20 protein-coding genes and 2 tRNA genes are annotated in these 17,180 nt (G+C 68.5%); 2 read left to right on the top strand and 20 right to left on the bottom strand.

All coding sequences use genetic code 11. The annotated features are described in order from the left end of the window. The first annotated feature begins 531 nt into the window (after window positions 1–531). Complete coding sequence (locus IEY99_RS27815; protein WP_189207035.1) at window positions 532–747, top strand: hypothetical protein; 216 nt, start codon at window positions 532–534, stop codon at window positions 745–747. Window positions 748–806: 59 nt separating this feature from the next. On the opposite strand, the gene IEY99_RS27810 is transcribed toward IEY99_RS27815, so the two are convergent. The 6 genes from IEY99_RS27810 to IEY99_RS27785 all read right to left on the bottom strand — a co-directional run bounded on the left by IEY99_RS27810 (window position 807) and on the right by IEY99_RS27785 (window position 6,478). Beyond that, on the bottom strand, window positions 807–1,601 hold the full coding sequence (locus tag IEY99_RS27810; protein WP_189207034.1) for a carbon-nitrogen hydrolase family protein: 795 nt from the start codon (window positions 1,599–1,601) through the stop codon (window positions 807–809). Between the two features lie 343 nt (window positions 1,602–1,944). Then, window positions 1,945–3,237 carry an ATP-dependent Clp protease ATP-binding subunit ClpX gene (gene clpX / locus IEY99_RS27805; RefSeq protein ID WP_071806713.1) on the bottom strand — a complete coding sequence of 431 codons (1,293 nt, stop codon included), beginning with the start codon at window positions 3,235–3,237 and terminating at the stop codon, window positions 1,945–1,947. A gap of 286 nt (window positions 3,238–3,523) precedes the next feature. Next, window positions 3,524–4,186, bottom strand: a complete 663-nt coding sequence (locus IEY99_RS27800; protein ID WP_189207033.1) for an ATP-dependent Clp protease proteolytic subunit — start codon at window positions 4,184–4,186, stop codon at window positions 3,524–3,526. A gap of 11 nt (window positions 4,187–4,197) precedes the next feature. Further along, window positions 4,198–4,827, bottom strand: a complete 630-nt coding sequence (locus IEY99_RS27795; RefSeq protein WP_189207032.1) for an ATP-dependent Clp protease proteolytic subunit — start codon at window positions 4,825–4,827, stop codon at window positions 4,198–4,200. 187 nt (window positions 4,828–5,014) lie between these two features. Further along, window positions 5,015–6,364 (bottom strand): trigger factor, encoded by a 1,350-nt coding sequence (gene tig / locus IEY99_RS27790; RefSeq protein ID WP_189207031.1) that lies wholly within the window; start codon window positions 6,362–6,364, stop codon window positions 5,015–5,017. Window positions 6,365–6,404: 40 nt separating this feature from the next. Beyond that, window positions 6,405–6,478 (bottom strand) — tRNA-Pro (locus IEY99_RS27785). A 143-nt stretch (window positions 6,479–6,621) separates the two neighbouring features. On the opposite strand from IEY99_RS27785, the gene IEY99_RS27780 reads away from it, so the two are divergent. After that, window positions 6,622–6,695, top strand: a tRNA-Gly gene (locus IEY99_RS27780). Between the two features lie 95 nt (window positions 6,696–6,790). On the opposite strand, the gene IEY99_RS27775 is transcribed toward IEY99_RS27780, so the two are convergent. The 14 genes from IEY99_RS27775 to IEY99_RS27710 all read right to left on the bottom strand — a co-directional run bounded on the left by IEY99_RS27775 (window position 6,791) and on the right by IEY99_RS27710 (window position 16,603). Continuing rightward, on the bottom strand, window positions 6,791–8,023 hold the full coding sequence (locus IEY99_RS27775; protein WP_229799303.1) for a tyrosine-type recombinase/integrase: 1,233 nt from the start codon (window positions 8,021–8,023) through the stop codon (window positions 6,791–6,793). Further along, entirely contained in the window at window positions 8,008–8,226 is a 219-nt protein-coding gene (locus tag IEY99_RS27770) for a helix-turn-helix domain-containing protein (RefSeq protein ID WP_189207030.1), read from the bottom strand. The genes IEY99_RS27775 and IEY99_RS27770 overlap by 16 nt, the downstream gene beginning before the upstream one ends. Beyond that, window positions 8,219–9,973, bottom strand: coding sequence for a replication initiator (locus IEY99_RS27765; RefSeq protein ID WP_189207029.1), 1,755 nt, complete (start codon window positions 9,971–9,973; stop codon window positions 8,219–8,221). Before IEY99_RS27765 ends, IEY99_RS27770 begins: the two co-directional genes overlap by 8 nt. Further along, window positions 9,970–10,533, bottom strand: a complete 564-nt coding sequence (locus tag IEY99_RS27760; RefSeq protein WP_189207028.1) for a hypothetical protein — start codon at window positions 10,531–10,533, stop codon at window positions 9,970–9,972. Before IEY99_RS27760 ends, IEY99_RS27765 begins: the two co-directional genes overlap by 4 nt. Next, window positions 10,530–10,850, bottom strand: coding sequence for a hypothetical protein (locus IEY99_RS27755; protein WP_189207027.1), 321 nt, complete (start codon window positions 10,848–10,850; stop codon window positions 10,530–10,532). Before IEY99_RS27755 ends, IEY99_RS27760 begins: the two co-directional genes overlap by 4 nt. A gap of 29 nt (window positions 10,851–10,879) precedes the next feature. Continuing rightward, window positions 10,880–11,077: a hypothetical protein gene (locus IEY99_RS27750; protein ID WP_189207026.1), complete on the bottom strand. Its 198-nt coding sequence runs from the start codon at window positions 11,075–11,077 to the stop codon at window positions 10,880–10,882. After that, a complete protein-coding gene (locus tag IEY99_RS27745; protein ID WP_189207025.1) occupies window positions 11,074–12,516 on the bottom strand; it encodes an FtsK/SpoIIIE domain-containing protein in 1,443 nt (480 codons plus the stop codon). The genes IEY99_RS27750 and IEY99_RS27745 overlap by 4 nt, the downstream gene beginning before the upstream one ends. Before the next feature lie 74 nt (window positions 12,517–12,590). Continuing rightward, window positions 12,591–12,809, bottom strand: a complete 219-nt coding sequence (locus tag IEY99_RS27740) for a hypothetical protein (RefSeq protein WP_189207024.1) — start codon at window positions 12,807–12,809, stop codon at window positions 12,591–12,593. Next, complete coding sequence (locus IEY99_RS27735) at window positions 12,806–13,237, bottom strand: hypothetical protein (RefSeq protein WP_189207023.1); 432 nt, start codon at window positions 13,235–13,237, stop codon at window positions 12,806–12,808. Before IEY99_RS27735 ends, IEY99_RS27740 begins: the two co-directional genes overlap by 4 nt. 96 nt (window positions 13,238–13,333) lie before the next feature. Further along, the gene (locus IEY99_RS27730) at window positions 13,334–13,795 is read right to left on the bottom strand and encodes a hypothetical protein (RefSeq protein WP_189207022.1); all 462 of its coding nucleotides are present in this window, start codon (window positions 13,793–13,795) and stop codon (window positions 13,334–13,336) included. Beyond that, window positions 13,729–14,166 carry a hypothetical protein gene (locus IEY99_RS27725; RefSeq protein ID WP_189207021.1) on the bottom strand — a complete coding sequence of 146 codons (438 nt, stop codon included), beginning with the start codon at window positions 14,164–14,166 and terminating at the stop codon, window positions 13,729–13,731. The genes IEY99_RS27730 and IEY99_RS27725 overlap by 67 nt, the downstream gene beginning before the upstream one ends. 125 nt (window positions 14,167–14,291) lie before the next feature. Continuing rightward, window positions 14,292–15,500 (bottom strand): MFS transporter, encoded by a 1,209-nt coding sequence (locus IEY99_RS27720; RefSeq protein ID WP_189207020.1) that lies wholly within the window; start codon window positions 15,498–15,500, stop codon window positions 14,292–14,294. 6 nt (window positions 15,501–15,506) lie between these two features. Further along, complete coding sequence (locus tag IEY99_RS27715) at window positions 15,507–15,725, bottom strand: DUF397 domain-containing protein (protein WP_189207019.1); 219 nt, start codon at window positions 15,723–15,725, stop codon at window positions 15,507–15,509. Next, window positions 15,722–16,603, bottom strand: coding sequence for a helix-turn-helix domain-containing protein (locus IEY99_RS27710; protein WP_189207018.1), 882 nt, complete (start codon window positions 16,601–16,603; stop codon window positions 15,722–15,724). Before IEY99_RS27710 ends, IEY99_RS27715 begins: the two co-directional genes overlap by 4 nt. Between the last annotated feature and the right edge of the window lie 577 nt (window positions 16,604–17,180).

The raw sequence follows: 17,180 nt of genomic DNA, 5'->3' as shown, positions 1-17,180 counted from the left end.
ATTCTTGGCACTGGCTTATCAAGCACCCTGTTGAGTTCTCAAAGAACAACCACACACCGTTCGTTCCCCCTCTTCCGAGGAGACCCGCTCGGGGCAACCGCTCTAACTTACCTGGTCGACCTCGCCAGCGCAAGACCTGAGTCTTGGAAGATCCCGGAGGATCCTCGTAGCATCGCCCAAGTTTTTCCCGTGCAGACGCTCACCCTAGAAGGTGTGAGTGTCATCAGGTGGCCTAGCAGCCGTCCGGAGATCACTTGGTGATCGATCCGCCCGGTTCCTGCTGGCCGGTTAACTCTACCCGGTCGTTCTCGCTGGCGCAAATCCTGCCGCCTGCTTCGCCCGGAACTGTCCGCAAGCTTAGCGCCTGCTTCCAGCCGCCCTCAGGTACTCCGCCGGACCGGTCACTTTCGTGCCGCTCCGTCCGGGTTCCCCGCGGGCAGAGAGAAAGTTACGCCACGCCCCACCGGGAACGCAAATCGGCCCCCGCCCCAGAAATCCCACCGGGCGCGCGGACGTGCCAGAGTGGCAGGCATGGCACCTCAACCGGCGCTCGCCGCCGACGCGTTGTTCGGCCTCCTGATGCCGCTGTCCCAGCTGGTCATCGGCATTCTGGTCCTGGCGGCGGTGGTGGTCTCGGTGCACCGCTTGATCCAGCGCGGACCGTCCCGCATGGGCGGCGCGATGCTCCTCGTGGGCGGAGCAGTCGTCTGTATCGCGGTGGTCAGCTACCTGTTCCAGACCTTCTGAGGCGACTCGAAACTCGCCAGGGCCGGCCGTGGCACGTGTCCTGACCGCAGAGGCAACCGCTACAGGCGACGGTTCGCGAGGCTGGGCAGCTCGGTACGAAGGTCGTCCAGCCGGCTCAGGTCGATGTCGGCGCAGGCGATGCCAACCGCGTCCGGCGCCTGAGCGACCACGGTCCCCCACGGGTCGACGATCATGCTGCGGCCGAAGCACGTCCGGCCCGGGTCGTGATCTCCGATCTGACCGGCCGCCACCACGTAGCACTGGTTCTCGATGGCGCGGGCGCGGAGCAGCACCTCCCAGTGGTCACGCCCCGTGTGCATCATGAACGCCGCCGGCACCACCAGCATCTTGGCGCCATCGATGGCAAGCCGCCGATACAGCTCGGGGAACCGCAGGTCGTAGCAGATCGACAGCCCGGTGGGAACGCCGGCGATCTCGGTGACGACCGTGCGCTCGCCCGGTGCCACGGAGCGGGACTCCTGGTAGGACACCCTTCCCGGGATCTCCACGTCGTACAGATGGATCTTCCGGTAGGTCTCGACGAGCTCGCCCGCCGGATCGAAGATCAGCGAGGTGTTGTAGGTGCGCTCCGGGTCGGGGCCGGCCTCGTGGAACGAGCCCGCATGCACCCAGATGCCGAGCTCGCGGGCGGCCCGGGCGAAGAAGGCCGCGAACTCGCCGTCGACCGGCTCCGGTTTCGGCATGCCCGGGCCCGCTCCGAGGTAGTCGACATACTCGGGAAGGACGGCCAGGGTCGCCCCGGCCGCGGCGGCTCGGCCCAGGAGGTCGCGGGCCACCGCAAGATTGAGCGTACGGTCGTCGCGAGCGTTCAACTGGCAGACGGCAACGCGCATGCCCGCCAGCGTACGGAACTCGGCGCCCGTCCGGAACGCCTCGGCCCGGGTGCCCTGAGTGCGCAAGGAAGCCGACCCGGACACGCGGAAGGGTTCAGCGGCCACACCCCCGCCGAAGACGCCACAACCCCGCCGAAGGACGCCACACCTCCGGCGAAGGACGCCACACCCCCGGCGAAGGGCGAGCCGGGCCGGAAGGCGCACGCGACGCTCAGCGGCCCCTCACCCGCTCGGTACCGGTGCCCCGGCTACCCCGGCCACCATCCCGCCGGAAAACGACGTCACCGCCGCCCTGAAGGGCGACGGTGACGGCATGGCGTAGAGCGCTGGAGCGGCGTCCGCGTCAGGCGGACTTCTCCTCGCGTTCGCGGCGGGCGCGACGGCCCACGAACTCGCGGGGCACGATCGTCGGTATCACGTTCTCGACCACGACCTCGCGGGTGATGACCACCCGGGCGGCGTCGGGGTTGCTGGGCACCTCGAACATGACGTTCTGGAGGACCTCCTCCATGATGGCGCGCAGGCCGCGGGCGCCGGTGCCACGGAGCATGGCCTGGTCGGCGATCGCCTCGAGGGCGCCCTGGTCGAACTCCAGCTCGACGCCGTCGAGTTCGAAGAGGCGCTGGTACTGCTTCACGTACGCGTTGCGGGGCTCCGTGAGGATCTTGATGAGCGCCTCGCGGTCGAGGTTGCGCACGGTCGTGATCACCGGGAGCCGGCCGATGAACTCGGGGATCAGGCCGAACTTCAGCATGTCCTCCGGCATGACCTTGCTGAAGATGTCGTCGGTGTTGCGCTCGGAGACCGAGCGCAGGTGCGCACCGAAGCCGACGCCGCCCTGCCCGACCCGGGACTCGATGATCCGGTCCAGGCCGGCGAAGGCGCCACCGACGATGAACAGCACGTTGGTGGTGTCGATCTGGATGAACTCCTGGTGCGGATGCTTGCGGCCACCCTGCGGCGGGACGTTCGCGACCGTACCCTCGAGGATCTTGAGCAGGGCCTGCTGCACGCCCTCGCCGGAGACGTCCCGGGTGATCGACGGGTTCTCGCTCTTGCGGGCGATCTTGTCGACCTCGTCGATGTAGATGATGCCCTGCTCGGCGCGCTTGACGTCGTAGTCGGCGGCCTGGATGAGCTTGAGCAGGATGTTCTCGACGTCCTCGCCGACGTAACCCGCCTCGGTCAGCGCCGTGGCGTCGGCGATGGCGAACGGGACGTTGAGCATCCGCGCCAGCGTCTGCGCCAGGTGGGTCTTACCGCAGCCCGTGGGGCCGATGAGCATGATGTTGGACTTGGCCACCTCGACGTCGCTGCCCGCACCGGGCGCGCCGGCCGACTCGGCCTGGATCCGCTTGTAGTGGTTGTAGACGGCCACGGAGAGAGCCTTCTTGGCCTGCTCCTGCCCCACCACGTAGTTGTCGAGGAACTGGCAGATCTCCATCGGCTTGGGAAGCTCTTCCCATTTCACTTCGCCGGTTTCGGCCAGCTCTTCCTCGATGATCTCGTTGCAGAGGTCGATGCACTCGTCGCAGATGTAGACACCTGGGCCCGCGATGAGCTTCTTGACCTGCTTCTGAGACTTCCCACAGAAGGAGCACTTCAGTAGGTCGCCACCGTCACCGATCCGTGCCACCTACGTTCTCCCTGCGCTCATCGACCGGTTCGCACCGGCCCTCGGCCCGAGGACGATTTTCCTCGTCGGTATCTCATCGTCTGCCGACCCGCGTTGCTGAGGTTGCCGACTCGACGTTACCCGCTCGAGGGCGGTTCTCCGACCCCCCAAAACGGGCGTGTCAGGGGCCAGTCAGTCTAGCGCGCGCCGACCGACCCCTGACATCGCGTTCCCATCCGTCCCTCGGCGCGCTGCAGTCACGGACAGAATCCGGACCGCGACCCGGCGCCACCTGCGAAACCGGGCGTCAGCTTCCGACGCCGGCGGCCTGCAGGCTCTTCTTGCGGGTCGCGAGCACGGTGTCCACGATCCCGTAGTCCTTGGCCTCGTCGGCCGTCATGATCTTGTCGCGGTCGATGTCCTTGCGCACCTTCTCCAGCGGCTGGTTGGAGTGCTTGGAGATCAGCTCCTCCAGCTGGGTACGCATGCGCATGATCTCCCGGGCCTGGATCTCGATGTCCGAACCCTGGCCGTAGCCGCCCTCGGTGGCCGGCTGGTGGATGATGATCCGCGAGTGCGGCAGCGCCATCCGCTTGCCGGGGGTGCCGCCGGCGAGCAGCACGGCGGCGGCGCTGGCGGCCTGGCCCAGGCACACGGTGCTGATGTCGGGCCGCACGTACTGCATGGTGTCGTAGATGGCCGTCATGGCGGTGAACGAGCCACCGGGCGAGTTGATGTACATCAGGATGTCGCGGTCCGGGTCGGCGCTCTCCAGCGTCAGCAGCTGGGCCATCACGTCGTTGGCCGACGCGTCGTCCACCTGCACGCCGAGGAAGATGATCCGGTCCTCGAACATCTTGTTGTACGGGTTCGACTCCTTCACGCCGTACGACGTGCGCTCGACGAACGAGGGCAGGACGTAGCGGTTGTGCACCGGAGCGAAGCCGGGAGGCATGGTCAGGTCCGTCATTGCTCAGCTCCTCAGTTCAGCGTTCCGGCGCCCTCGGGAACCTGTGTGGCCCCGGTGATCACCTTGTCGATGAAGCCGTAGTCCTTGGCCTCCTCCGCCGTGAACCAGCGGTCGCGGTCGGAGTCGGCCTCGATGGTCGCCTGGTCCTGGCCGGTGTGGTGAGCCACCCGCTCCTGGAACATGCGCTTGGTATACAGCATCTGCTCGGCCTGGATGGCGATATCGGCGGCCGTGCCACCCATGCCGCCCGACGGCTGGTGCATCATGATCCGCGCATGCGGCAGCGCGTAGCGCTTGCCCTTGGTTCCCGCGCAGAGCAGCAGCTGCCCCATCGACGCCGCCATGCCCATCGCCACGGTGGAGACGTCGTTGTCGATGAACTGCATCGTGTCGTAGATCGCCATGCCGGAGTAGACCGAGCCGCCCGGCGAGTTGATCCAGAGGTTGATGTCGCGCTCCGGGTCCTCCGCGGAGAGCAGCAGCAGCTGCGCGCAGATGCGGTTGGCGACCTGGTCGGTCACCTCGCTGCCGAGGAAGATGATGCGCTCGCGCAGGAGGCGGTTGTAGACCGAGTCGTCGAGGTTGCCACTGAGGGAGTCACCACGCAGCGTGGGACTCGCTGGGATGTGCAGATCGGTCATGGCAGCCCTTCACAGCTGACTGTGTCGGCCGAGGGTCCGGCCGGCAGGTTGTCCGTCGTACGACCAACCTAACCGGTCGAATGCGCATCAGCTTCCCGCTCGGGCAGGTGTTCGCTGACAGCGCACCGGGGCCGGCGGAACGGAGAAAGGGCCGCCACGGCTGCGCGGCGGCCCTTTCCGGGGAACGTCAGTGGTCGTGCCCGGCGTGCTCGTCCTCGCTGGCGGCGCGCAGGTCGTCGAGCGTGAGGACGTTGCCCTCGCTGTCCTTCATCTCGACCTGCTCCATGACGTTGGCCAGGGCCTTGCCCCGGCGTACGTCGCCGAAGACGGCCGCGGCCGCGCCCGACCGCACGAGCTGGTCGTAGTACTGCTGGGGCTGCATCTGGGCACGCTGCGCCCGGTGCACGATCTCGTGGCCGAACTCGTCGTCGGAGACCTGGATGTCCTCGGCGTCGGCGATCGTGTCGAGCAGCAGCTGGATCTTGACGCCCTCGGCGGCGGCCTCGGTGAGCTCGGTGTCGATCTGCTCCTCGGTCTTCTCCTCGGACGCCAGGTAGTCCTCGAGGGTGGCGCCGATGCGCTCGAGCTGGTCGGTCATGGCCTGCTTGCGGCCCTCGACCTCCTCCTTGACGACGCCCTCGGGAGCCGGGATGTCGGCGGCCGCGACGAGCTGCTTGAGCGCCTCGTCCCGGGCGGCATAGATCTGCTCGACCTTCTTGACCTTGGTGAGCCGCTCCTTGAGGTCGGCGCGGAGCTCCTCCAGGGTGTCGAACTCGCTCGCCATCTGCGCGAACTCGTCGTCGATCTCGGGCAGCTGCTTGTCCTTGACCGTCCGCACGGTGACCGCCACCTCGGCGTCCCGGCCGGCGAAGTCGCCGCCCACGAGCTGCGTGGTGAAGGTGGTCTGGGCGTCGGCGGACAGGCCGACGAGGACCTCGTCGAGCCCCGGGAGCAGCTGCTTGCTGCCGACCTCGTGGGAGATGTTGGTGGCCGAGCCGCCCGGCACCTCCTCGCCGTCGACGGTCGCCTTGAGGTCGAGCTGCACGTAGTCGCCCTCGGCGGCCGGACGGTCCACCGTCTTGAGGGTGGCGAAGCGCTCGCGCAGGCCGTTGATCTGCTCGTCGATCTCGTTGTCGCCGATCTCGAGCGCCGGGACCTCGACCTTGATGGTGGAGAGGTCCGGGATGGTGATCTCGGGACGCACGTCGACCTCGGCCGTGAACTTCAGCGGCTCGTTGTCGGCGAACTCGGTGATCTCCACCTCGGGACGGCCGAGGGTCTTGACCTCGTGCTCGCGCACGGCGGCGAGGATCTGCTGCGGGATCGCCTCCTGCACGGCCTCGTTGAGCACCGCACCGCGGCCGACGCGCTGATCGATGACGGCGGGCGGGATCTTGCCGCGCCGGAAGCCGGGGATCTGGACCTGGGACCCGATCTCGCGGTACGCCTTCTGCAGGCTGGGCTTCAGCTCGTCGAACGGCACCTCGATGGCGAGCCGCACCCGAGTCGGACTCAGAGTCTCGACGGTGCTCTTCACAGGCGTACTCCTTGATGGATCTCTTCGTTGTTGGTGAAAGTCGGGGTGGCGGGATTTGAACCCACGGCCCCTCGCTCCCAAAGCGAGTGCGCTACCAAACTGCGCCACACCCCGAGGCCGCAGGCAAGTGTATGCGGTCGGTCGTGTGGTGTGTGCCTCGGCGTCGCCGGGATGCGCCACGCGGGGGAACCGGTTCGCGTCCGGCGCGGAGATTCAGTACGCTAGCCACGGCGCCGCGCCGAAGAGTGCGGCGTCATGCGGGCGTAGCTCAATGGTAGAGCCTCAGTCTTCCAAACTGATTACGCGAGTTCGATTCTCGTCGCCCGCTCCACGGCAAGAAGCCCAGGTCAGAGGCAGGTTCTCCGGCCTGGGCTTCTTCATTCCCACCGCGCTGTCGATCTTGCGTGCCATTCCCGTGCCATTAGCTCAGGTCCCCAGGTCCGGCGTGTCCCTGCCCTCACCCTTCTTCCCTTTGCCCTTTTCGCCCGCCTTGCCCTTCTTCGACTTCTTGGCCTTGCCGCCCCTGCCGGCCAGCTTGGCGATGCGCTTGTCCATCTCCCCCGCGATCTCCCGGTCCCGCTCGCTGGTGGCGTGCTGGTAGACCAGCGCGGCCCGGACCGTGGAGTGACCCATCCGGTGCATCAGCTCGCGGGTGCTGGCTCCCGTCGTGGCGGCGAGCGTGTTGCCGGTGTGCCGAAGATCGTGGAAGTGGAAGCCCGGCAGTCCGAGGCGGGCGACGGTGTCGCGCCACTTCACCTGGGGATTGAAGGTGCTGGCCCGCAGGTGACCGCCCTTGTCACCCGTGAAGATCAGCGCGTCCGGGCCGTCAGCCACAAATTCCTTCACCTTCATGTGCGCGGCCAGCGCGTCCAGCGCGACGGTCGGCAGCGCGACGACCCGGACGCCGGCGGCGGACTTGGGCGGCCCGACTTCGACTCGCCCGACCAACACAGCCAGCTTGCGCGAGACCCGCACGACACCGGCGGCGAGGTCGACGTCCTTGCGCCGCAGCTCGGCCAGCTCGCCCCAGCGCAGCCCCGAGAAGGCGGCCACCACCACCAACGCCGAGAACCGCGGCGGCATGGCTTCGGCCAGAGCGAACACCTGCGCAACGGTGGCGGTCGGCCGCTCCGGCGTGTGGTACCGGTCATAGCCCTTGATCCGGCACGGGTTCTTGGTGAGGATCTCGTCCTCGCGCACCGCCGTGTTGAGGATGGCGCGCAACAGCGTGTATGCCTTGACCGCCTGAGGCTCGGGCGTACCCGCGTCGAGCAGCTTCTTCCGCCAGGCACGGACGGTCGCCGGTTTGATCGCAGCCAAAGCTAACGCGCCGAGGTGGGGCTCAATGTGCAGCCGGAAGAGGTACTCGTAGCCCTGGCGACTGCGAGCGGCCAGCTTGCGTTCGGCGATCCATCGCGGTCCGTACTTGCCGAGCAGAACCTCTCCGGCCTCCGGGGCGACCCACTCCCCCTTGATGATGTCGGACTCGACAACCGTGAGCCATCGCAGCGCCTGCCGCTCGGTGGGGAACGTTGACGGGGCGGTCCGCATGATGCCGTCTGGACCGACGTAGCGAGCCTGCCACCGGCCGGAGGGCAGAGTGCGCACGTTGCCGAAGCGACGGCGACCCGGCTTGTTTGCCATCAGGCAGCCCGCCACAACTCGGCCCGATGCTCAGCTCGCGTCAACGCCGCCACCCGGTGGGAGTCGATGTACGCCCGAACCGCGACCGGCTCGAACAACACCTTGCGCCCACTCTTGACGTACGCGATGCGACGCTCGGCCACCAGCCTGCGCACGAATCGCGGCGTACTACGCAGGAGCTGGGCGACCTCCTCGCTGGTCAGCAGCTCTTCACTCATGTGCGATCTCCCCTCCACGGGCTGGGTCGGATGCAGCTGCCGAAAGATCAGCGGTGGCGAGCTGGGCGGCGCGGTCTTGGGCGGCAAGGAGGGCGGTGCGCCATTGGACCCGGTGTGAGAGGGCGCGCAGCAGCCGGTGGCCGAGGGGTGCGAGGTCCGCGTCGTGCGGGCTGGCCAGCTCCCAGGCGTACGTGCCGATCGGCTCGGCCGACGGGGCAATTTCGGCGTGTTCGGCGTCGGTGGAGACGCCGAGCAGGGCGCGGACCCAGGCGCGGCTGTCGGCGCGGTGGTCGGCGAGGGTCTTGCCGGACCAGTCTCGGGAGATGAGGATGCGCCGCCCGCCGATGCCGAGGGTGGCCCGCTGATGGGTCTTGCCCTTGCACCGGCCGGGCTGCAGCCGACCGTGGGCCTTCTTCGGCTGCACGCCGTAAAGCAGCCAGTTCGCGCACCGCTCGGAACACGGGGTGACGCGCAGTTCCTGCCAAAGCCGGTCCAGGTGCTGCCGCTGCCGAGCGGTCTCGATCTTGTGACAGTCGGCGGAGCTCTTGGTGATGTACTTCGTGATGTAGCCGATCGTGCGGCTCGCGTGCTCGGTGCCCGCGTTGACGCCTTCCGCACGAACCTGAACGCCGAAGGTGGCGACGTGCGCGGGTTCGGCGTCCGGGTCCGCGTCGACCTGGTCGAGGGCGTCAGTCCATGGGGTCAGCGGTTCCCTGCTTGTCGGGTCGAGCCAGGCCCTCTGGTCGGCATCCCACACGGGCGGCTGGTCCGGGGTGTAGCGCATCCGGTCCACGGGCGGCCACCACACCTGGTGGTAGGTAGCAGCGGCGACCTGCCGCAGGACGGCGCGGGAGATGGTGCCGCGGATCGCGAAGTGCGCGTGCGGGGTGAGGCGGCGCTGGGGTTCGACGCAGCCGGCGTACTGGACGTTCCAGCCGACGCAGCGGCGCAGGTTCTGCCAGAACCGGTCGAGCAGGCGAGGGAAGTGCACGGCGTCCCAGGCGGCGCGGCGGTAGTCGTAGCTGGCCGGGTCGACCGGGGTGCCGTCGGGCAGGACGCGGCCGTAGGAGTCGAGGGTCAGGGTCAGCCACATCGACGGCCGCACGGTGCTGCCGTCCGGGGCGACGTAGGTCTTGCCGACGGTGCGTGGTTCGACCTTCTGCCGGGGCAGGGCGGGGGCGTCCTGACGGCGGCGGGTGGAGCGCTGGCGGCGTTTGCCGGTGTCGGCGGGGTCGTCGTCGGGGCCAGGGTGCGGCGGTGCGACCCGGCCGCGCAGCCCTTCTGCGGCAATGGACTCCTCGACTTCGGCGATGGCCTGGTCCAGTTCGGCGACCTGGTCCCACTGGGCTTCGCGCACGGCGCTGTCGCGGGCGGCCTCGAAGTCGGCGCGCAGCAGGATCAGCCCGCGCTGCTCGTGGGTGGCCGGGGCCGGGGCGGGCAGCGGTTCGTCGGTGCGGTGCCAGCCTTCGCGGATCTGGACCTGGCGCAGCCGGCGGGCGCGTTTAGCGCAGGGCGCGCACTTGTCCTCGCGGGTCGCGCCGCACGGGATGTCGATCAGCTCGGTCAGCCCGGTGTGCAGGCAGGTGCGGCGCAGCGACACGGGGCGCAGGCACACGCCGTACTTGGCGCAGATGTCCTTGAGCACATGCGCCGACAGCGGCAGCGCAAGGCGGGCGGCACGCGATCCCGGTCGGGGCTCGGAGTTCGGCGTGGCGAGGGTGAAGCCGGGCAGGGCGGGCGCGGTCATCGGGTCACCTGCCCGATGACGGAAGCGCCGTTAAGGCGCGTGGGCGACGCGACCAGAGGCGGCACCGTGACGGGTCGCGACGGCGGCGCCTGCGCGATGTCAGTCGTCGGCGGGATGGTCTCGTTGGTATCCGATACGGCGAGGCGCTCACCGGCGGGCGAAGACGAGGCCGTCGGCGGTGCGGTGGTGAAGACGAGCTTGACCAAGGCCATGAAGGCGAGCGAGGGGACGGCGGACAGCAGCCAGCCGGACGGGCTTGGCTGGGCGACGGCGAGTTGGGCAGCGAGGGACAGGGCGGCGGCGGCGATGAGTAGGGCGAGTGGGTAGCCGATGGGCTGCTCGAGGCGGCGGCGTCGGCGGATGGTGAGGACTGCGGCGACCGGGACGAGTTCGCTGATGACGGCGTTGACCCAGCCGAACGCGTCCGGGGTGCCGGCGGGGGCGTGGCGCATGGTCCAGTCGTGCACGTGGGTGAATGAAGCCCACCCGGCCGCGAGGGCGGCCACGGTGAGGATGACGGTCAGGGCGACGGATTCGACGCGGGCCGCGGGGGTGTTCATCGGCCGGCCCTGGCATGGTGGCGGTTGATGGCGGACATCAGCCGGGTCAGGTGGTGCAGCAGCGCGCTGAGCTGGTAGCGGGCGGCGGTGTCGGCGTCGGGCAAGGCCACGGACAGGTGCACGTCGGCGTACTGGCGGCCCCGGGCAGTTTGCACGCGGGTGATGACCACGGTGCCGGCGCCGGGCAACTTCGCCGTGATCGGGGCGGACCGGTGCTCACCGAGGCCGCAGTGGTGACCACCGCCGCACCAGTCGAGGTGTTGGGTATCGACCGACGACCTGCGGGCGGCCGGGCGGCGGACAGTGGTGGTGAACATGAGGATCGCCTCCGTTCCGGTCAAGGGGGTCAGTGGCGGCGGCAGCCGGGGCAGTGCAGGCCGCCGCACTCGCGTTTGCGGGGCCAGAGCAGGGCGGCCAGCAGCAGCACCATGCCGAGGCCGCCGACGATGGCCGGGGCGTGGGCGGCGATCAGCGGCACCAGCAGCCACCCGGTGAGGAACAGCACGGTCAGGACGGCGAGGATGAGCAGGGCGGCGCGCATCACGCGGCCTCGATTCCGATGGCTGGCGAAGTCGTGGCCGGGCGGCGGGTGTCGAGGGCGACGACGGCGCGCAGCGAGCGCACGTGGTCGAGTAGGGCGTCGATGTCGGCGTCGGTGACATGGCCGAGGCGGGCGCGGGTGGTCTGCCGGCCGCCGTCGACGAGGGAGAACAGAACACCGGGGAGGCTTTCCGGGATTTCGTGGCAGCGGGCGCCGTAGTCCACGGCCTTCTCGATCAGCGCGGCGTCGGTGTGGCTCTCGGTGGGCAGCCGCAGCGCGAGGCGGCGGGTGAACAGGTCCCGCACCGTGAACGAGTCCTTGGTGGGCTCCTGGATCGCGCCGAGCACGATGTAGCCGACGGCGCGGCCCTGGGTCAGCAGCAGCCCCAGGGAATCTTCGATCTTGTCGCGGGTCCGTCGCGGCCAGTACTTCAACAGCGGGGCCAGCTCGTCGATGACGATCAGATGCAGGGGCCGGGTCTGCGCGGGGGCGAAGTCGCGTTCTCCGGTGTCGGCGTCGGCGGCGTTGGCGGCCTTCATGTCGCGCACGAGCTGTTGCAGCAGCTCGACCACGTCCTCCTCATCCACCGCATACTCGGCGAACAACGCCCGGGCGCGGCCCAGCTCCTTGACCTTCGGGTCGATCCCGATCAGGCGCACGGTGCCATCAGCGATGGCCGGGGCCAGGTGCCGCAGCGCGTTCCACTGCACGCCCGCTTTCCCGGCACCGCTCGATCCGGCGACGGCGGTGTGCCCGCCGACCACGCTGATCGTGAACTCGTCGCCGAACTCGTCCCGGCCGACCGGGACCCGCGCCCAGTCAATGGCGGCGGTCGACTCCGCGAACGGCGTGGCGGGCACCGGTGCGAGGAGCGGGTCGCGGCGCATCAGGTCCAGGCCCAGCAGCGCGGGGGCGATCTCGCGAACGGCGACGCGTTGCGCGCCGAAGCCGTGCCGCAGCTTCTCCGCGTTCTGCCGGAACTGGTCGAGGTCCTGACCGATCTGCATCCGGATGGTCAGCCGGTCCCAGTACGCCGTGGTCGTGACCTTCTTCAAGGTCGGCGGGTGCCACTCGTCGTCGGCCGCGACGGCCAGGTCGCAGCGGGTGAACACGTCAGCCCACTGCCGGCGGTAGGTCCACCAGCGCCGCCACCACGTGCGCACCGGTGCGCCGACGACCCACATGAACGTGTCCTCGTGCGCCACCCGCCAGGTCGACGCGGCGATCAGCGTGGCGCCCAGGACCAGGGCGACGGTCCGCCAGCCGGCGTAGAGCACGGCGGCCAAGCCCAGTGCGCCGGACAGGGTGGTGCGGGGGTGGGACACCGCGAGGACGACCATGCGGGCGATGAGTTTGGCGGCGAGCTTCGCCACCCAGACGAGCAGCTTGCCGATCAGGCTGAACAGGAAATCACCGAAGCTGTGCCGTCGTACGGTGGCCACGACTCCTCCAGGAAAAGGGCAGCAGGGAGCCGCACCACCATTGGCAATGGGTGGCTCCCTGCTGACGAAAAGTGTTAGGCGGCGTTCTGCCGCAGCAGGTCCCGGTACGCCCGGTCGACGCCTTCGGCGGCCGCGAGCGCCCGGTCGACGCGGCGCTGAATACCGGTCAGGTCCTCGGTGGTGCCCAGCCCGGCGCCCAGTTCGGGGTCCTGGCGGGCGCCGTTGTCGATGAGGCGCCGGATCCGTTCCATCTGCACGTCGATGTCATCGATGCGGCCGGTGATGTCGCTCATGCCGCCACCTCCGTGTAGTAGACCTTCCTGCGCGAGAACGCGTCGAACTCGTCCGCGGCGGCGCTGGTGGCGCCGCTAGCCGTTTTGAGCAGGTCGGTGGCCTCGTCCACCACAGCCATGTCCATCCCCGTGCGCTGGCCGCCGACGTTCACCCGAATCTCCCCGACGTGCCGGTCATCGATGCGGATGACCTCCCGGTACAGGCCGGACACCAGGTCAGCCAGCACCCGCATCTCCGCGGCGATCTTCCGGCGGCGCAGCTTGATCTGACGCAGGTTCCGGTAGAACTCGACCCGCGCCATCCGGTCCACCCGCGCATCCGCCATCTTGTTTGCCAGATACGCCCGGACCATCGACTTACGGACCACCTTGCGTTGCGACTTCGGCAAGAAGTTCGCCTCCCGCAGCGGACGTTCCGACGCGAGCACCCGCTCGATGCGGTCGCGGTCCCTGCCGGTACTTCGACGTGTTCGAGACATTGCCTATCCCTTCATCCGAGGATCGGACCCACGTACCGGATCCGGTCACGCACTGAGCGGGAACAGCGACTCCTGAGCAGACACCCGCGCCGAGCGGATCACCCGGCGGCGCACCGACCGAGACACCGGCACCACCGCCACGCCTGCGCCCGGGACGGGGCCGGATGGCGGGGCGGGTACGTGCCGGATCATGGTCGGCAGCCACCGGCCACGGCCGAGTACCGCTCGCAGATCCGTGGCGTCGCGCACGTGAGGGGCGATCAGATCCGGGTCCAAGCGACGCAGCCGCACCACCGTCCGGGCCAACGCCGCCGCAGCAGCGGCGATCTCCACCAAGGCGGCCACCCGGATCGCGTCGGCCGGGATCGTTTCGTACACCTCGCGCGCAGCCCGGACACCCGGCCCAGCCAGGACAGCGACGGTGCGGCGATGCGTCCTCATCACGCCGCCTTCGCGGGCTTGCTGGCCGCCTGCGGCTCCGTCATCCCGGTCGCGCGGATCGACCACGCCAACCGGGCGCGGCACTTCGCCGTCGCGTCCTTGCACTTCTGCGAATCGACGTACGGGGTCAGGGTCACGCCGGTGAACTCCACCATCGGCGGGTAACCCGGCACCGTCGCCGTCGGCGGGACCGGCTGCACCGGCGCCACGACCTTGACCTTGATCTCCTTCGTCGCGCCGAACTTGCCCGCCTCCGGGTCCAGGTCCAGCGCCTTGACCAGCCACACCCGCTCGCCGGTCTCCTTGTCCCGGAGCTGGTCGTCGCCCTGGCCGCGCTTGTCGAAATCCGTCGCTGCCTCGACGCCCAAGAACAGCGCGCCGCTCGGAGCGATGTACTCCCACGGCACCGGCACCTTCATCGTGTTCGGGATCGCCATCTCGTTGACTCCTTGTCATGTGCCACCGGGACTCCCCGGTAACGGCCTATTCATGCGTGCATGAATGAAGTATGCACGCGTGCATAAGGCAACTTCAAGGAGAAGATAAAAGAATCTTGAGAAAGTTACGGGCGCTGGCGGAAAGGCCAGGTCAGCAGCCCGGCGGCTACCAGAAGAGCGGCGGCTACTGCCAGCGGCGCGGTAAGTCCGTAGATGTCCGCTACAGCCCCGCCGACGAAGGCGCCGAGGCCAGCAGCTCCGAGGCCGAAGAGACGGAATGCCGAGACAACACGCCCGAGGAGTCCGTCCGGGGTCAGGGCCTGACGGGCGGATCCGACGGCAACGCTCGATAGGGCGGAGCCCGCTCCGAGTAGGGCGAGTAACGGCGCCGCGATCCAGACGTTGCCGGCGAGTGCGATGCCTGCCCAGGCGATGGACTGCGTGATGTGGGCGAGCGCCATGGTTTGGCGGAACGACAGTCGGCGGGTCAGCGGCCCGGCCTTCCAGCCTGCAACGACGCCTCCGAGCGCCGTCGTGGCGAGGAGGGCGCCATACGCAGCGTTCGGCACGTCGAGCACGTCGATCGCGTAGAGCACGAAGGGTGCCATCGCGATGTTGAAGGCGCCGTTGTAGGCGCCCATGCTGAATGCGAGCGTTCTAAGCTCGCGGGTTCTGAACAGGTGGCGGAGGCCGGACCGGATCGCGACGCTGATCTTCTCGTGAGGGCCATCCGGGACGGGCGTGTCCGGCAGCAGTCGCACGAGGGCTGCGGACAGGAGGAAGGAGACCGCGTCCGCGATGAACGGCAGCGGCCGGGCGAGCTGGAAGGTCACCGATCCGAGTGGCGGGCCGAGTAGCGAGCGCCCGACGGTATCGAGAGCCCAGTACCGCCCGTTGACTTGCGCGAGCGCTTCCTTGTCCCGTCCGACGATGGCCGGGATGACAGCCTGAGCCGCCGAGTCGAAGAAGCACTGAGCGATGCCGACAAGGGCAACCGCCGCCACCAGCATGGGCACCGTGAGCCAGCCGGCCAGCAGCAGTCCGACGAGTCCGGCGAGTACACCTGCGCGGGCGATATCGGAGATCACCATGACGCGACGACGGCGCCACCGGTCGACCAGGGCGCCAGCCGGGAGGCCGAAGACGAGCCATGGCACGTACACGGCTGCGGTCACGGACGAAACCGCGACCGGATCTCGCGTCAGCGCGGCAGCAAGAAGCGGAGCGGCGGCGAGGAAAGCGCCGTCACCGGTGACCGAGATGCCTGTGGCGGCAAGCAGCGGGGTAGCACGCCGGGTTGCCTTGGCATGCTGCTCCGCTGCTTCCGCCGTCATGGGATGTCAGCCCTTGAGCTCGTCGAGTTCGAACTCGCCAGCCTGAGCGCCGGCCAGGAACGCCGTCCACTCCCGCTGCGTGAAGGCGAGTACGGGTCCAGCCCCGTTGTCCTTCGTGTCGCGGACACCGATGACGCCATCGACGTACGCGACCTCCACACAGCCGCCGTCGCCGCTGACGCCGCTCTTGCGCCACTTGGCCTTACTGAAGTCGGGACGGTTCATCGTGTGTTGCCTCCCCGGTTTGTTGGATCTAGGTATCGCTCCACGTCGATCGCGAGCGACCGTAGGTATCCAATCGAATCGTCGGGTGCCAGCGCAACGCCTTGTAGAGCCTTGAACAACTCGGTGTAACGCTCGATGTCTTCGGGGGCAGAGAAGTACACGTCGCCTGTGGGTGACTCGATCCATGCCACCGACGGGCTCTCGGTGGCTCGGAAGTCGTACACGGTGAAGCCGACGGTTGAGAAGGCTGGCGAGACGACACCGAGCGGGATGATCCGCAGGTCGAGCCGACGCAGCGACCCGGCCCGATCCGCCAACGCGTCAAGCTGACTGCGGATCAAGTCAGCGTCGGCGACGCCCAGAAGGAGCGCACGAGCGTCGAGGACGACCTCGTACTTCGGTGCGCCCTTCGCAGTCAGCATGTCCTGTCGGCGCATCCGGGCCGCGGCGATGCCATCGGGATCGGCCGCGCCAGCCGCCTTCGCGACCGCCTTGGCGTAGTCGTACGTCTGAAGCAACCCGGGCAGCACCACAGGTTGGTGATGACGGATCCGCTTCGTCACCGACTCAAGCGCCGCGATTGAACCCTGGCGCCGGGGGAAGCCTCCGGCTCTCACGATCCACGCACCCTCGCCGGTGTCCTCGGCCGTCGCGCCGAGCAGCTCAGCCCGCACGTCATCCGTCACCCCGTACAAGGCAAGGAGGAACGCGACATCCTTCACGGTGAAGGCAGTGCGGCCGGCCTCGATGCGGGACACCTTGGGCTGAGACCAGCCAAGCGTGCGGGCAACATGCTCGCCGGATAGCTGGGCCATCTCGCGGAGTCGCCGCAGCTCAGCGCCGATTCGAAGTCGCTGAGCGGATGCATCCGTCGGCACTCCGACCCCCTCATGCATGCATGCATTGCCTACGAAGACTCTACGCCCGCCAAGGTTGCCCTGACCCAACGCATGTCCGGCGACTCGGAGGGCCTGAAACACATGTATTAAGGGAAGGGAGGACCTCGAACGTACGTGCGATGCCAAGGAAAGGTATTTACCCTAATAGCATTAAAGCCGTCCGAACCGCTCAGAAAGTCCCACCACGCTGTCGGGTTTGTCGTCGGCGACGCGGGCGAACGGGTCAGATGAATTGGCGCTGGTAGGCGACGTGGCGCCCCCCTTTGCGCTCCATCTCCATTCCGGATCTTGTCCGAGTCGGAACCCATCGTGAACGCTGCGACACCCGCCGTGTTGAGGTAGAAAATACGGCGCGCCGACGCGCCAGTGAGCTTGCGCGTACGGACTGTCGCGGCCTAACGTTCGACGTAGGAATAGTTACAAGGGTGTAAGTCATGCGACGCCGAGACGGTCGAAGCTGACCATTGCGGCTGCCACTTGATACCGACGTCTTCGGCGTCGGCCGATTGACAGCGTGACTCACCTCCTCAGGCCCCGGCTGGTCCGGTCAAGCCTG

The sequence above is a fragment of the Couchioplanes azureus genome (assembly GCF_014648355.1).
Classification (GTDB): Bacteria; Actinomycetota; Actinomycetes; order Mycobacteriales; family Micromonosporaceae; genus Actinoplanes; species Actinoplanes azureus.
This window is presented reverse-complemented; position numbering and strand designations above follow the sequence as displayed.

Bases quoted from the DNA above. Each gene is read 5' to 3' on its own strand.
- IEY99_RS27815 (WP_189207035.1), top strand. From the start codon at position 532: ATGGCACCTCAACCGGCGCTCGCCGCCGACGCGTTGTTCGGCCTCCTG.
- IEY99_RS27810 (WP_189207034.1), bottom strand. From the start codon at position 1,601: ATGCGCGTTGCCGTCTGCCAGTTGAACGCTCGCGACGACCGTACGCTC.
- IEY99_RS27800 (WP_189207033.1), bottom strand. From the start codon at position 4,186: ATGACGGACCTGACCATGCCTCCCGGCTTCGCTCCGGTGCACAACCGC.
- IEY99_RS27795 (WP_189207032.1), bottom strand. From the start codon at position 4,827: ATGACCGATCTGCACATCCCAGCGAGTCCCACGCTGCGTGGTGACTCC.
- IEY99_RS27770 (WP_189207030.1), bottom strand. From the start codon at position 8,226: ATGAGTGAAGAGCTGCTGACCAGCGAGGAGGTCGCCCAGCTCCTGCGT.
- IEY99_RS27765 (WP_189207029.1), bottom strand. From the start codon at position 9,973: ATGACCGCGCCCGCCCTGCCCGGCTTCACCCTCGCCACGCCGAACTCC.
- IEY99_RS27760 (WP_189207028.1), bottom strand. From the start codon at position 10,533: ATGAACACCCCCGCGGCCCGCGTCGAATCCGTCGCCCTGACCGTCATC.
- IEY99_RS27755 (WP_189207027.1), bottom strand. From the start codon at position 10,850: ATGTTCACCACCACTGTCCGCCGCCCGGCCGCCCGCAGGTCGTCGGTC.
- IEY99_RS27740 (WP_189207024.1), bottom strand. From the start codon at position 12,809: ATGAGCGACATCACCGGCCGCATCGATGACATCGACGTGCAGATGGAA.
- IEY99_RS27725 (WP_189207021.1), bottom strand. From the start codon at position 14,166: ATGGCGATCCCGAACACGATGAAGGTGCCGGTGCCGTGGGAGTACATC.
- IEY99_RS27720 (WP_189207020.1), bottom strand. From the start codon at position 15,500: ATGACGGCGGAAGCAGCGGAGCAGCATGCCAAGGCAACCCGGCGTGCT.
- IEY99_RS27715 (WP_189207019.1), bottom strand. From the start codon at position 15,725: ATGAACCGTCCCGACTTCAGTAAGGCCAAGTGGCGCAAGAGCGGCGTC.